Origin of the sequence: Shimia litoralis (genome assembly GCF_005518135.1) — a bacterium.
In the GTDB taxonomy this organism is placed as follows: Bacteria; Pseudomonadota; Alphaproteobacteria; order Rhodobacterales; family Rhodobacteraceae; genus Shimia_E; species Shimia_E litoralis.
In genome coordinates, this window is record NZ_SULI01000021.1 from 1 (window position 1) to 13,284 (window position 13,284).

Genomic DNA, 13,284 nt, shown 5'->3' on the forward strand with positions numbered 1-13,284 from the left:
TTGTATCCATTCAATCGGGTTGGATACATCTTAGCACGCTGTCCGAATTTGCCGGACCACTTCAACCGAACAGAATCACAAGTGACTGAACTCACTCAAATAGTTTCAAATCAGGCTCTAAGGCGTGAGATATCGCGGGCGATAACCAAACCATGCTCTGCCAACAAACCTCGGATTTGGTTTACCAGCCGTGTCCTATCTGACACCAGCCTCTGGCGGATACGATGAACGGCCTGGATCTCGAGCTGTTCTGACGATTTTGGTGGCACGAAGCGCATGGACGGCCTGCTGACCGCCTCGCAGATTGCCTCCGCATCGTTTCGGTCATTCTTGTTGGATTTCAGATATCCTTCGTCCGTGGCGACCGGATGCGGTTGCCATCAAGGTCATACTCCGAGGCGTTGCGCTTCCAGTACAACTTCGAGGCGGTTGGCCGCACCAAACTTGTCCTTGAGAGAGCCAACATAATGCTTGACGGTTTTCTCGCTGATGTTGAGCTCGGCCGAGATCTGGCGGTTGGTCATGCCCTGCATGAGATGGCGGACCACCTGGCTTTCGCGGGCGGTCAGACGCAGACGCTCGGCTTCTTTGCGCTTGGCTTCGGCCTGACGCAGCTTGGCGAAGATATCCATCGCCATGTCGGGCTGCACGTAGTTGTCGCCGTTCATGACACGGCGTGCCGCGGCACGCAGATCAGACATTTCACTGTTATAGGTCAGAATGCCCGATGCCCCCGCATCTAGCGCGTCAACCGCCATGTCTATACCCTTCTGAGAGCAGAAGGCCAGAATACGAACCATGTCGCACGACTTGCGAAAGGCGCGAAGAACCTTCATCGGCTGATCAAGGGATCCAAGGTCAACGATCACCACTTCATATCCATCGCGGGAGCACGTCTCGACGATTTCGGGGCTATAGGCAGCAGCCGCCTGCAAATCAAAACCTGCGCACGGCTCAATAAGGTGCTGGAAACCCGCACGCGTGAATACGTGATCGCAAATCACCATCGTTTTATACATCAATCTTCCCCCAAAGTTTGCCTTTCCCCGCGACAGAAGCGGTGTCGGCACTGTTTTCAAAGTCAGTCCAGATTCTCGCTTTCCCCAAACCCCAAACGGACATCTAAACACCTGAAAATTATTATTGCATTTCGACCGATTGAATCCAAGCTATCTTTGGAGAGTTGAGAGACCTTCGTCCCGTATGCGGCCGGGCGAAAGTCACGATTCGTCTTACCCCACAGGTCGGAACGTCACGCTCGACCAACGGGTAAATTACCAAAAAATATATCTATGCCAGTAATATTGAGTTGCTTTTCTGATGGCTCCGTGAGTTCAGACTTGATCCAGATCAAGGCGAAAGTCGGGAAGTGCATTAAAATTGTGTCGAGGGCGCTTTAAATCATGCGACACATTTAAAGCCTATGGTCTAGCGAGACCTTGGACTTTGGTCCAACTCCATTGAAGCGTGTTGTTTGTCGCTCGGAACAGCCTCAAATATCATGGATGTGCGATTCGGAACATGATACCGATCGTTACGACGTAACAGTGCGCACCATGTGCGCCTCAAGGACCGGAGCTACGCACATGGCAGTCAGCCCTCAGGATCATCGGCAAACGCTTCTTGGCAGGACGAAGCCTGCACCTCGCTGGACGCGAGTCTTGGGCGTTCGTGCCAGTCCCTTCCAAAGATCCATGCTGACCATGTCGCGCGATACCTCACTCAGTAAAGTCCTCGTTGTTCTGATCACCCTCGTCGGGGCCGAGCTCTGCATCATGCTTGCGCTGGCCGAAGTCGAAAAACAGCTGACTTGGCTGACAGAGCATGTCTGGGGCGAAGCGGCGTTGGATGCCCTATTGCTGTTCTGTATCATGGCACCAGTCTTTTATTGGCTTTTGATAAGGCCGCTGCAGCGATCAAATACCATTAAGCTGCGGTTTATCGACATGGTGAGCGACGATCTGAGAAATACACTGAACGCTTTGCAGGGCATTGCCATGGCATCGCGTGAGGATCCATCTCTCGCCGCCGGATTAGAGACCGCGCGCCAGGAGGCGCTGCAATGGATGCAATTGCGCGTCGAACGTGTGGTCGCCTTCAGTGCCCTTGACGCCGAGGCCTCACTTCCAACAGGCCGGCCCACCGATCTGCAGGGATTGGCCGCAGAGCTGCATAAGCGCTTTGAGTTCATGTTCCAAGCCAATGGAAACAGCCTGAATATTCGCTGCGAGGGGCCGCATTTATCCATCGGACCGACACAAAGCGAGATCCTGATGCAATTGATGTTCTCGATGCTAGAAATCGCCCGTATGTCCTCGGGAGATGCTGCGACCCACGTCTCAATCCAAACGTCCCACGAGGGCGCAGACCGGATCTTGATCAGGACCACACATGTAGGAAAGACAGCACCTTGCAATACGGCGAACGGCGCCGTGACGGGGCCATTTGAGCGAATAAAACTGGCCGGTGACATCCTCGAGTATATGGCTACGCGCGCCGGTTGCGACTACATCAGCGAAAGCGCCTGTTCGCAAAGCCTGATCATCCCAATCAAGCGACCAACCTCCTTAGACGAAGCCGGGATCCGGCCGCTAAGTCGTCCCTTGTTCAGGCGATGAAGAATTCATCGAAGAACGGCTGTTGTTCTGGTTGCGCAGTGCCACTGGCAAAATCTACAGCCAGCGCATAGGCATCAGCACCTATATCTGCCCCAGCACTCAAGCCATCGAGGTTGCCATCGCTGAAATGGATTCCGCCATAAATCCGAGACGCACCGCCATCAATGGCTGCCTCGGAAAACGTATCCCACTGAAACTGATAGACATCTCCAGGCAGTGCCGCATCAAATGCGCTGGTGCCAGGAGGCACGGTAATATGCGCATCAAGATGGTCTGATCCGGTAAACGCCTTCAAGACAGCCGCCCCTGCTGCCGAAAAGGTGCTGTGGCCCGAGGTATACTCTGCGAAGGGTGGTGACTGTTCGCCTCCAGGCAGCTGGTAGGTGATGAAGTTCTCGGCAAGGATCGTTCGGGTGCCAAAGCTGGTGCCAGTGTCGGGGTCAATGCCACCAAGTGCTTGGATCACAAATCCCGTTTCTCCGGTCAGTTCGTCAACACCTTGCTCCCCAATCAGACCAAGATGTCCCAGGTCGCGGATCACGGTGACCGGCCGAGCATAATCAAAAAACGCTTTGGCATCCCATGTCGCAATTGCCGCATCAAACATGGCATTACCCATCGTCATAAACAAAAGCGCGTCAGTGGCTGCGTCATGCCCGTCGCGCTGCGATACGTATTGCCCAAGCGTCATCCAGGCACCAGGAGGGAAGCTGGTGCCGGGGCCATCTTCCCAGAATTCAGCAACCATTTTCTGATCCTCGGTCAGCGTCGCACTGGTCTGAACGATGGCTTCAGCCTGAGCGATGAAGGCCGGGTTGATGACGGGACCGATCAGGAATTTGTCCACAGGTATCGTAGTTCCGGCCGCCACCGCCACGCCATTTATCTCTGCCGGAGCTGCAAGAGTCATGGTCCGGGTCTGGAAATCAAGCAACGTATCCACATGCTCTAGCGTGAAAAACGGCTCTGGGCCATCCGGACGGGTCAGCACCGTGTCAGTTTCTCCATTGAGCGTTTCAGGGAGCGCGAACCCTTCAGCAAGGCTGAGTTCGGGCGTCAGGAATGTCTGCAGCGCATCTGGTGTGGGCGACAAAATACCCTGCTTTTCGGGTGTCCAGCGCGCGATGTCCTTACGGGTTTCTGGCGCGGGATCAGAATTGACTGGCGTATAGAACCCCTCAGACTGCGCGGCGAGCCGTGCCGCTTCCGCCTGACGCGGGGTGAGACCGTCTTGCGCTGCATCAATCCCCACCTCGTAAGCCTGCGAGTCATCAGAGACATCTAGCTCAAGACGCTGTGACAGTACCTGATCGAATTTCTCCTGATACTGAGGGTAGAGTTCCGACAGCACACGATGGGCCGCGACATGCATAGCGGTTTCGATCTCTGTATCCGAGGCATCGGACAGAGCTGAGAGCTCCAGATTGTCGCCCTCGATATCGATGGAAACACGTTGTGCGACCGGGTCATAACTGGCCTGCGCATCATAGATTGCGGTATGCATAATCGAGAAGGATTGCGACGCGTTGGTCGGTCCGCCACCGCTTTCGACAATGATCGATTGCAAAATCTGATCCCAGATGACGCTTGGAGTGGCCTCTGGAGTATTGACCATCATCAGACGTGGGCCACCTTCAGCCAAAAGGTCGGGGCCAGGTTGTTCAAGTTGTGCCAAGATGTCGGCCGTCCGGAATGTTTCCACGCCCGCAACGAAGCTATCGAATTCCGAAAGCGATTCAATCTCACCATCAAACCGATTGCGAACCGCCAACGCACCATCCTGCAGCAGAAAATCGAAATCATGCAGGGGGCCAGACAATGTCACGACCCGATCAGGTTCGGGGCTGCTAACACCAGAATCCACCAGATCGTCTTCAGAGCCGAAAGACAGGAATTCGAAGCTCTCCACATCCTCGAATTCCCATTCAAAATCCCCCTCACGCGCTTCGATTTCAAGTTCGAGGTCTTCGTACTCGAATTCGTAGTCCTTGCGGCTACCCTCAAGCGTGATCACACGTGTCTCACCGTCTCTTGTGAAACTGATCTGAAACGATTCTTCCGACATGCTGTCCTCCTCGATATCCCGATTTCGCTTTTTGCAGTCCATAGCCAGAGTCATCTTATCGCCTTTCTTATCTCAGCCGTTTATCCGGCTTGTACAGCTCCGCTGTCAACGTTGCGAGTCAGCTTTTCTGTGAAAATACTGATCAACCGTCACGCGGGCGTGGCGGCGGCAGCGCATAAGTCGGCAGCGCATCTATAAATAGCGGCAAGCATTCCTGATCGCGCAGCGGTATGCACAGATCGCTGAATACCAACATCTGACTGAGCGTGAGTCCGTTATTGCCTTGTTTGGCACAATCCACGAACTCGCTCCCATCCTCGGTCAGTGATGTGGCACAGACCACCACACCACCGCGCAAAAACGTGTTAGCAAGCCGCTTGGCGCTCATGCCAGATGCAAGGATTGGTGGCGGGCAAGAGATGCCATGGACGTTGATAATCATGCCATTCAAATTCAGCCTGTCACCTTCAAGCGCCTTCCATGTCATGTTCTTCTCCTGAGCGGTGGCAGATGAGGCCACCAGAAGTGCCAGAGTTGGAAGAATATTGCGCAGCATGGGTTTACCTTTCCTTGAAGGCTCGCGCGAACTGATCGCTGAAGGGCTTGACGAGATAGGATAGGGCTGTGCGTTCGGCCGTGGTGACATAGACTTCGACCGGCATGCCTGGGCGCAGCTCCTTGCCACCGAGGCGGGCCAGCTGATCGGGCGTCACGTCGACCTTGATTGAGTAGAAATCACCAGGCATTTGCGGATCGCTTGTCGCGGCAGCTGCAACATAGGACACGGTCCCTTCAATCTCTGGGGTTTCGTTCTGGTCGAAGGCGACAAAGCGCATCCGCGCCGCGTGTCCCGTATCGACCTGTTCGATCGACGCCGCCGGAACGCGGGCTGTAAAGACCAGTTCCGCCTCTTCGGGCACAATCGTGGCCAGAATTTCGGCGGGGCTAATGACGCCGCCCACAGAGTTCACGTTCATATCGTTTATCAGTCCCGAGATCGGCGCGCGGATTGCGGTGCGCGACAGGGTGTCTTCGATGACGAAACGCTTTTCGGTGAGTTCCGACAGCTGGGTTTCGATCTCCCGCAATTCGCGTTGTGCATCGGTGCGCAGTGTTTCCTGCATCGAGAGGATTTCCAGCTCGAGCTCGCTGACGCGGCTGCGGGCGCGGCCCAATGCCGACAGAATTTCTCCGTGTTCGCCACGCAGCCGGACATTTTCACGTTCAATAGAGAAGGCAACGTTGCGTACCGTAAGCTGACGCTCGGACAAATCTTCAACACGCGCACTCTCAGCTTGAACCAGGAGGATTTCATCCTGTTTGGCGTCAAGGCGGGCTTCGAGGCCATCGATTTCGGTGCGGACCTGCTCGATTCCGAGGTCGATCTGTTCCTTGCGGCGGATGAACGACGAGAGGTTGCCCTCAAAAATACGATGCTCACCCACATAGATGGCCTGCAGCGCAGCAGGGGACACGATAAATTCATCAAGACCTGAAGGCGTCGAAAATTCCTCATGCAGATCGCGCTGTGCCTCCAGCCGGCTTTTGCGAATGGCAAGTTCAGCGATTTTCCCATGAAGGATTGCGCGCTCAGTACTGGCCGAAGTGTCGTCAAGCCGGAGTAGAATATCGCCCTTGCGGACATGATCGCCGGCACTGACGGGAATGTCTTTGACGATACCACCATCACGGTGCTGGACCACGCGCAGGTCGCGATCGACGGAAACTTCGCCGCTGACAACGACCGCGCTGACCAGATTGGAATTCGCTGCCCACCCGAACACGGCGGCGACCAGAAGCCCGGCCATGAAAATACCAGTGATAACATGACCGCGAAAGGAATAAATCGCGTTCTTTGCGGCGTTTGGGTCTGTGGTCTTGCGTGACATGGTCGTTCTCCTGCTCACGATGTGAAGTCGTCTGATTGCTTGTTGCCCAGGTCACTTGTGACCCAGAGTTCGATTTCGGTGACGTCCGTCTCTTGTTCGAGACGCAGATCAATCCGGCGGACCATCAGCTCATCCTGATCACCTTGGCGGAAACCAGGGCGTCCGTGCTCCTCAGCCGCAGCTTCCGGATCAAAGGACGTGATGCGCGCCTCAAAATCAGAGCCGTCGTTCTTGATATCGCGCCTGTCATCAATCTGTTGAAGGTCGGACAGAGCAAGACGGATATCGTCAGCAAAAACCAACGTATCGTCGTGACCAAAGTTGCGGATCTGGAACACGGTTTCAGACACACTGGTTGCACCAGGCGTAAAGAACCCGGACAGATCGAAAACTTCTGCCCCGTCACCGGCTGTGAAAATTTCAATGCCATCGAAGGTATCGGTGGGGCTGTCAGCCCGCGTGACCGTGCCAGCAGCTACATCCACACGCGCTGCCCGATCACCAGCAGTCAGGTCAAGTATGTCGTCACCCGCACCACCATAAACCTGATCAGCTTCCAGATCATCAGCAAGGTAAATCGTGTCATTGCCTGCGTCACCAAACAGGCGGTCTGCGCCATGACCGTCCCGAAGAACATCGTCATCCGCACCGCCGGAAAGAATGTCATCCCCCGCACCGCCAGCCAGGAGATCCTCACCATGGCCACCGGAAATTCGGTCATCACCCTCACCACCGTCGATGGTGTCGTCGCCAGCTGCGCCGATCAAAAAGTCATCGCCCCCATACCCAAGAAGAACGTCGGAACCATCGCCACCATAGACGAGGTCATTATCTTCACTGCCGCCAATATGATCAGGCGTATCAAAACCATACACAACATCGCCGCGCGGCGTGACCGGATCATCCAGGCAGTCGTCATCTGCTGCGTTGTGCTGATCGCAGCTCTCCGACCAACACTCATCAACTTTGGCGTCGTCGCAGGATGCCTCCTCATCTGGGTTGGGGCCATCTGAGTGGTCAACTTTGTCACCACAGTCTGCGGCTGCGGTATCATGGCAGTCCACGTCTGCGTCACTTTCGTGCTTTTCTTCTTCGGGTTCTGCGTCTTCCTGCAACGGTGACGTAATCTCTGTACCCCCACCACCAGGATCCGCCGGCCCACCACCTCCGGCAGGAATGTCGGTATCTGGGAAAAGACCGTCCTCACCACCGCCCCCGGGATTTGCAGGCGCAAAAGTCGGTTGCAGATTGACTGCCGCCGCCGTGATGTTTGGCGCCTGAAATTTTTCAAGTGACAGATCTGCGGGCAACAACACCGAAGAGTTTGGGCCGCGCTCGAACGTGGTGGCATCAAAACCGCCATCCTGGCCGCTGCGGTCACTAGTGCGAAACAATTCGGCGTTACCATAAGACATACGACCACTGTTGTTGGCCGACAAATTATCCGTCTCGCAGATGGGCGCGGCGTTATCGGCGGCCCCGAGGGGCGTGTCGGGCGTGGCTTGCGCCGCAACCTCAGAGCCGCCAAACAAGGTCTTGATGTAGGCGATCAGAGCGAACATCACGGTCACGCCCATGCCGATCTTGCGTTTGGGAATGGCCGATACGGTTTCCCGTAAAGACACCATATCCTCAAGACGCGCCGTTCCCGGCGTCTTGGCCTTTTTGGATGACTTGACCTCAATCATGCGCCTGTAGTTTCTCGAACAGCAGCGACTGGCGACTGCTCCACTGTCGGGGCTGCCGTAGGGGTCGGGGCAGGGGATGCCGGCTTGACCCGCATGATCTCGGATTTGGGGCCAAAACGGCTGAGGGCGCCATCCTGGACGACACCGACCAGATCAACGTTCTCCAGTGCACTTGGGCGGTGAGCTACGACGATCACGATGCCGCCACGGTCACGGATGCTTTGGATCGCATGGCTGACCGCGCGCTCGCCTTCGGCGTCGAGGTTTGAATTCGGCTCGTCCAGCAGGACCACGAACGGATCCCCATAGAGCGCCCGTGCCAGAGCAATACGCTGACGCTGACCGCCCGACAGGCTGGTGGAACTGGCGCCCAGTTCCGTCTCGTAGCCGTCGGGCATGGCCAGGATCATCTCGTGAACGCCCGCCGCACGCGCCGCCGCAATGACCTTTTCGGGATCGGGATCGGCAAGGCGCGCAATATTACGGGCAATCGTGGTGTCGAACAGGGTGTAGTCCTGCGGCAGATATCCAAAGCTACGGGCAATTGTGTCTTCGCCCCACTGCACCAGATCGGCGCCATCCAGACGGACATGACCGCGCAGCACAGGCCAAACCCCAGCCATCGCCCGCATCAGCGAAGACTTGCCGCCGCCACTAGGGCCGATCAAGCCAAGCGCCTGCCCGGCTTCAAGCTGAATGGTCACATCCGACAGCAGCACGCGGCCCGATCCCGGCGCCACAACGGTGATCCCTTCCGCCGAGAAGGCCTGCTTGGGATCGGGCATCTGCAGCGGGCGGGGCTGCTCAGGCAAGGCGGCCATTGTCTGCTTGATGGTCGCCAGTGCATTGCGAGCGGCGATCAGGTTCTTCCAGTTGGCGATGGTCGAGTCGATCGGCGCAAGGGCACGGGCCGAAGCCACGGAGGCAGCGATGATCGCACCGGCGGTCATCTCGCCCATGATGGTGAGATAGGCGCCAAGCCCCAGAACTGCAGACTGCAGCATCATGCGCAGCACCTTGGACAAGGCGCCCACGGTGCGAGTCACGTCGCTGGAACCGGATTGCAGCGTAAGATGTTCGTCATTGGCCTTCTGGAACTGGGCTAGAGCCTGCGACGAGAAGCCCATCGCTTTGATGACATCGGCGTTGCGGGCATTGGCCTCGGCCACCGAGCTGCGCTGTACGGCGGCGCGGTTGACTTGGGCATTGGCCTTGCGGGTCATCAGTTCGGTCAGGACGGTCATCAGCGTCAGGACCACGGCACCGGCGATGGCCAACGCACCCAGGTAGGGATGCAGCACAAACACGAAAGCCAGAAAGATCGGCATCCAGGGCAGATCGAACAGCGACACAAGTGCCGGGCCACCGAAGAAGTTGCGGAGCGTATCGACAGAGCGGCCCCGCTCCATCGACTCAGCCACTGAAAAGCCGTAGCGTGGCATGTCGATGCTCATTCGGTGGATATCGGGCGCGACCCGGGCATCAAAGCGCGCCCCGACCCGGTGAAGGATTTGCGAGCGGATCACGTCAAACCCGCCCTGGAACATGTAGAGCCCCAGTGCCAGCGCCGAGATCAGCGCGAGCGTCGGGATACTGCCGCTCATCAGGGCGCGGTCGTAGATCTGCATCATGTAAAACGCGCCGGTCAAAGCCAGGATGTTGATGATCCCGGACAAACCGAAGATATAAAGAAACACTGGCCGCAGTCCGGCTGTCAGGCGGGCAAGGCGTGCATCCTTTTCAGACTGTCTCGCAGAGGATCGGGCCATGGTGTGTGCTCCTTTGGGTCAAACGTGTTCGATGGCTTATGGCGTAAAGCGTGCGACCGGCCTTCCACGCTATGTCGGATCAAAATTCAGACCTTTGTCCGTGGGGGCACCCCGACCAAGGATGCCGCGCCGCGCGGCATTCGCGATACTCGCTTGGCGCCGGGGTCCAGCGGCATATCAGACTTTAGTCCCATGCCGCATCAGACCAACGGGACTGGTTAAATAAGCCCTTGGGTGTATGCTTTCAAAAGAGCAAACCTCAGGAGGTTTCATGAGCGCGTACGCAAATACACCCCAGCGACCGCTGCCCGAACAGTCCGGCAGCGCGGCTGAGCGGTACCGTATCAAGGGATGGGTCTGGCCTCTGCAGCAGCAGATTGCGGCAATAGTGCTGGTTGCGATCCTGATATTAGCAGCGGCGATCCAGTTGTGGAACTACCGCACTTTCATGAACGCTGAGATCGAGCGGACGCACGAAAATCATCTTATGATCGCGCAGAACGTTTCGTTGTCGCTGTCACGCTACGTCACGGACGCTGCGCGCGTGTTCGTCCATGCGGCCATCGAAGTCAGCAACAACAACAGCCCAGCGACGCAGGATACCCTGCTGTCGTTGCTGGAATCGCTGAACATAGACGGCATGGTTCTGTTGGCGCCCTTCACAGCGAATGCGCCACCACCCAATCGGCTGGGCAAGGATCTGCCCCTGCCGGAGCAGGTGGTGCTGGATGATCTGCGGGCGGGCACCAACGCGACGCTTGGCGGTGTTCAAATTTCGGGTCTGCAGCGGATCGGAGACAACAAGTATTTCATACTGGGGTACGAGCTTGCCGATCAGCGGCTGGTGATCGGCTATATGAAAACCGACTATATTAAGTTGGTTCAGCGGGCCATCGCCTTCGGCGAATTCGGACATTCGGCGATCTTCGATCAGTTCGGGCGCGCGATCGCGCACCCGTCACCCAGGGTGGAAGAGAACATGGTGGATGCCTCGGGTATCTCGGCGGTGCGACGGATGCTGAACCGTGAAACCGGCGTCGAGATGTTCTTTTCGCCGCCCATGCAAATGGACATGATCGCGGGGATCACCTTTGTTCCAGAGACGGGCTGGCCTGTCATGGTTCCGCAGCCGATCTATGAATTGTCGGATGCGGTGAATGTCAGCCTGTCGAAATCCTATCTTCTGGTAATGGCGATGGCGGCCCTTCTGGGGGGTGCGGGATGGGCGGTGTCACGCCGGCTTGCCCGTCCGGTCCAGAATTTCACCGAGATCAGCCGCAAGATCAGCGATGGGGATTACACCGTCAACCTGCCAGACGAGGAACGCTCCTCGGCCGAGATGTGGCAACTCAACGAGTCGCTCAAAACGATGATTCATCGCATGCGCAGTTCTAACAACAAACTGCGCGAAGCGCTGCGGCTGGAAGAGGAAGAGAACAAGCGCAAGAGCGACTTTATGGTGATTGTCGGTCATGAGCTGCGCACACCGCTGAGCGGTGTGGTGGGTATGCTGACGGTCTGCTGCGAGCAAAAGGACGATGTCGACCGTGACCATTATCTGGACGTGGCGTGGTCATCGGCAAAAGAGTTGAGTGCGCTGGTCGATCACATGGTGGATTACGCCGAAGGCACGACCGAGTCGATCCGTCTTAATTCGACGACATTCGACATCGAGGCAGGGATGCGGGACATGGAGGTGCTTTACGGCAACCTTGTACGGAAAGCCGGTCTGGAGTTCCACCGCACGGGACTTGGCGATGGCAGCACGCAGATCGTATCAGACCCGGTGCGCCTGTCGCAGATGATTGCGAAGATCATGGAGAACGCGATGAAGTTCACCAAGGAGGGCCGCATTACGCTGCATTCGGAAATTTTCCAGCAGGATGATCGAAAATGGCTTAAGGTGGCTATCAGCGATACCGGGATCGGGATCGATGAGGGGCAGCTGGAGCGTATTTTCCTGCCGTTCGCACAGGTTGACTCATCCTTTACAAGATCGTACCGAGGAATGGGCCTTGGGCTGTCCATTGCGCAGGCCATAGTGAACAAACTCGGAGGCCGCATCACATGCGCAAGCAAACTTCACGAAGGAACGCGGGTAGAGATATGGACCCCCATCGAGCTGGCATAACCTCTCGAGCGACGCGACTGGCCGGCGCATGGTCTCGGTGAGTGATCGGCGCAATATCCTTGTCGTCGATGACGATGAAATCAACCGAATGGTTGTCCGCGTTCTGATGGAACGCCGCAATTACCGCGTGCTCGAGGCTGCAAGCGGGCCAGAGGCGCTGGATCTGGTCAAGGATGAAACCTTCGACGTTGTGCTGATGGACCTGAGCATGCCGGGCATGGACGGTCTGGAAACGACGCGCTGCATCCGCAGCCATGATGCCAGTAGCCAGTTGCCGGTGGTGGCGCTGACCGCGCATACCAGCCATACGGAACAGAAGATGTGTCTAGAGGCCGGCATGAACGCCGTGCTGCGCAAGCCGTTCGATTCCGAACAGGTGGACAGGCTTCTGGGGTTGCTTGACCACACCACCAAGGGGCCGGACGCCTGAGGCAACACCCCCGTCACAACGAAGGACAGAGAGGCGGGGTGACATAGACAGGGAATGATCTGCAGGCGCATCGGCTCTTTCTGAACCGGCCTTGGGACATACGGCGCCGCAGCGCGCTTATCAGAAGTTGATCAAGGCGTTGTTTCGAGCAATGATGACGGCCTGCACCCGGTTCGACGCCTTGAGCTTGCGGATTATGACGTGCGCCGGAGACGCTGTACATGTGCCACGTTTTACGCGTGCCACCAGAGTTGTACGTGGCGGCCATGCGAAACGGGGCGCGGCATCTGCTGGGCAAGTATTATTTCACCACGTTCCGGTCGAGGATCTGTCAGGCGAAGAGCCCCGTCAAGGCGCTGGATGCGCTGGAGATCGAAGAGGTCGAGGGGCTGGCGGGACCGGAACTGAGGTTTCATCTGAGTGCAAGGTCATTACTGTACAACCAGGTGCGCAGCATCGTGGGCACGCTGGAGAGGGTGGGCGCGGGAAGCTGGACGCCCGAGGATGTGAAAACCGCGCTTGAGACGCGGGACCGCGGCCTGCGGGTCGGTCTGCCCGCCTAAGGGCTTGTATCTGGCCGGTGTCGGTTATCCCGAAGATCTGTTCGCCTCAGAGCTGAGGGCCGGTGCATGCCGGGCGGTGGATGGCCCGGTTTTCCTCAAGTGCGGGCCGCACGACGAGATCGGCAGCCGGA

At 57.2% G+C, this 13,284-nt stretch carries 9 protein-coding genes and 2 pseudogenes; 4 read left to right on the forward strand and 7 right to left on the reverse strand.

The window, feature by feature from the left end:
• Window positions 1-119: 119 nt before the first annotated feature.
• Both FAP39_RS13915 and FAP39_RS13920 read right to left on the reverse strand, forming a co-directional pair.
• Window positions 120-347, reverse strand: a pseudogene (locus FAP39_RS13915) (IS110 family transposase); the annotation flags it as partial.
• A gap of 39 nt (window positions 348-386) precedes the next feature.
• Window positions 387-1,019 carry a LuxR C-terminal-related transcriptional regulator gene (locus FAP39_RS13920; protein WP_009808118.1) on the reverse strand — a complete coding sequence of 211 codons (633 nt, stop codon included), beginning with the start codon at window positions 1,017-1,019 and terminating at the stop codon, window positions 387-389.
• A gap of 567 nt (window positions 1,020-1,586) precedes the next feature.
• Here FAP39_RS13920 and FAP39_RS13925 point away from each other — a divergent pair.
• Window positions 1,587-2,618 (forward strand): sensor histidine kinase, encoded by a 1,032-nt coding sequence (locus tag FAP39_RS13925; RefSeq protein WP_246059161.1) that lies wholly within the window; start codon window positions 1,587-1,589, stop codon window positions 2,616-2,618.
• Here the strand turns inward: FAP39_RS13925 and FAP39_RS17575 are convergent.
• The 5 genes from FAP39_RS17575 to FAP39_RS13955 form a co-directional block, all read right to left on the reverse strand.
• Window positions 2,608-4,683: a vanadium-dependent haloperoxidase gene (locus tag FAP39_RS17575; protein ID WP_246059162.1), complete on the reverse strand. Its 2,076-nt coding sequence runs from the start codon at window positions 4,681-4,683 to the stop codon at window positions 2,608-2,610. The genes FAP39_RS13925 and FAP39_RS17575 overlap by 11 nt on opposite strands.
• Window positions 4,684-4,825: 142 nt before the next feature.
• Window positions 4,826-5,239 carry a hypothetical protein gene (locus FAP39_RS13940; RefSeq protein ID WP_009808121.1) on the reverse strand — a complete coding sequence of 138 codons (414 nt, stop codon included), beginning with the start codon at window positions 5,237-5,239 and terminating at the stop codon, window positions 4,826-4,828.
• A 4-nt stretch (window positions 5,240-5,243) separates the two neighbouring features.
• The gene (locus FAP39_RS13945; protein WP_009808122.1) at window positions 5,244-6,572 is read right to left on the reverse strand and encodes an HlyD family type I secretion periplasmic adaptor subunit; all 1,329 of its coding nucleotides are present in this window, start codon (window positions 6,570-6,572) and stop codon (window positions 5,244-5,246) included.
• Window positions 6,573-6,586: 14 nt separating this feature from the next.
• Window positions 6,587-8,260: a calcium-binding protein gene (locus FAP39_RS13950; protein ID WP_138017008.1), complete on the reverse strand. Its 1,674-nt coding sequence runs from the start codon at window positions 8,258-8,260 to the stop codon at window positions 6,587-6,589.
• The gene (locus FAP39_RS13955; protein ID WP_009808124.1) at window positions 8,257-10,029 is read right to left on the reverse strand and encodes a type I secretion system permease/ATPase; all 1,773 of its coding nucleotides are present in this window, start codon (window positions 10,027-10,029) and stop codon (window positions 8,257-8,259) included. The genes FAP39_RS13950 and FAP39_RS13955 overlap by 4 nt, the downstream gene beginning before the upstream one ends.
• Window positions 10,030-10,300: 271 nt before the next feature.
• Between FAP39_RS13955 and FAP39_RS13960 the strand changes: the two genes are divergently transcribed.
• The 3 genes and pseudogenes from FAP39_RS13960 to FAP39_RS13970 form a co-directional block, all read left to right on the forward strand.
• Window positions 10,301-12,160, forward strand: a complete 1,860-nt coding sequence (locus tag FAP39_RS13960; RefSeq protein WP_138017009.1) for an ATP-binding protein — start codon at window positions 10,301-10,303, stop codon at window positions 12,158-12,160.
• A 28-nt stretch (window positions 12,161-12,188) separates the two neighbouring features.
• Complete coding sequence (locus FAP39_RS13965) at window positions 12,189-12,590, forward strand: response regulator (RefSeq protein WP_009808126.1); 402 nt, start codon at window positions 12,189-12,191, stop codon at window positions 12,588-12,590.
• Between the two features lie 200 nt (window positions 12,591-12,790).
• A pseudogene (locus tag FAP39_RS13970) lies at window positions 12,791-13,199 on the forward strand (tRNA pseudouridine synthase A); the annotation flags it as partial.
• Window positions 13,200-13,284 lie beyond the last annotated feature (85 nt).

What these genes read in the sequence shown, in the direction of transcription:
- FAP39_RS17575 (WP_246059162.1), bottom strand. Translation starts at nt 4,683, where the DNA reads ATGTCGGAAGAATCGTTTCAGATCAGTTTCACAAGAGACGGTGAGACA.
- FAP39_RS13920 (WP_009808118.1), bottom strand. Translation starts at nt 1,019, where the DNA reads ATGTATAAAACGATGGTGATTTGCGATCACGTATTCACGCGTGCGGGT.
- FAP39_RS13965 (WP_009808126.1), top strand. Translation starts at nt 12,189, where the DNA reads ATGGTCTCGGTGAGTGATCGGCGCAATATCCTTGTCGTCGATGACGAT.
- FAP39_RS13960 (WP_138017009.1), top strand. Translation starts at nt 10,301, where the DNA reads ATGAGCGCGTACGCAAATACACCCCAGCGACCGCTGCCCGAACAGTCC.
- FAP39_RS13955 (WP_009808124.1), bottom strand. Translation starts at nt 10,029, where the DNA reads ATGGCCCGATCCTCTGCGAGACAGTCTGAAAAGGATGCACGCCTTGCC.
- FAP39_RS13945 (WP_009808122.1), bottom strand. Translation starts at nt 6,572, where the DNA reads ATGTCACGCAAGACCACAGACCCAAACGCCGCAAAGAACGCGATTTAT.
- FAP39_RS13950 (WP_138017008.1), bottom strand. Translation starts at nt 8,260, where the DNA reads ATGATTGAGGTCAAGTCATCCAAAAAGGCCAAGACGCCGGGAACGGCG.
- FAP39_RS13925 (WP_246059161.1), top strand. Translation starts at nt 1,587, where the DNA reads ATGGCAGTCAGCCCTCAGGATCATCGGCAAACGCTTCTTGGCAGGACG.
- FAP39_RS13940 (WP_009808121.1), bottom strand. Translation starts at nt 5,239, where the DNA reads ATGCTGCGCAATATTCTTCCAACTCTGGCACTTCTGGTGGCCTCATCT.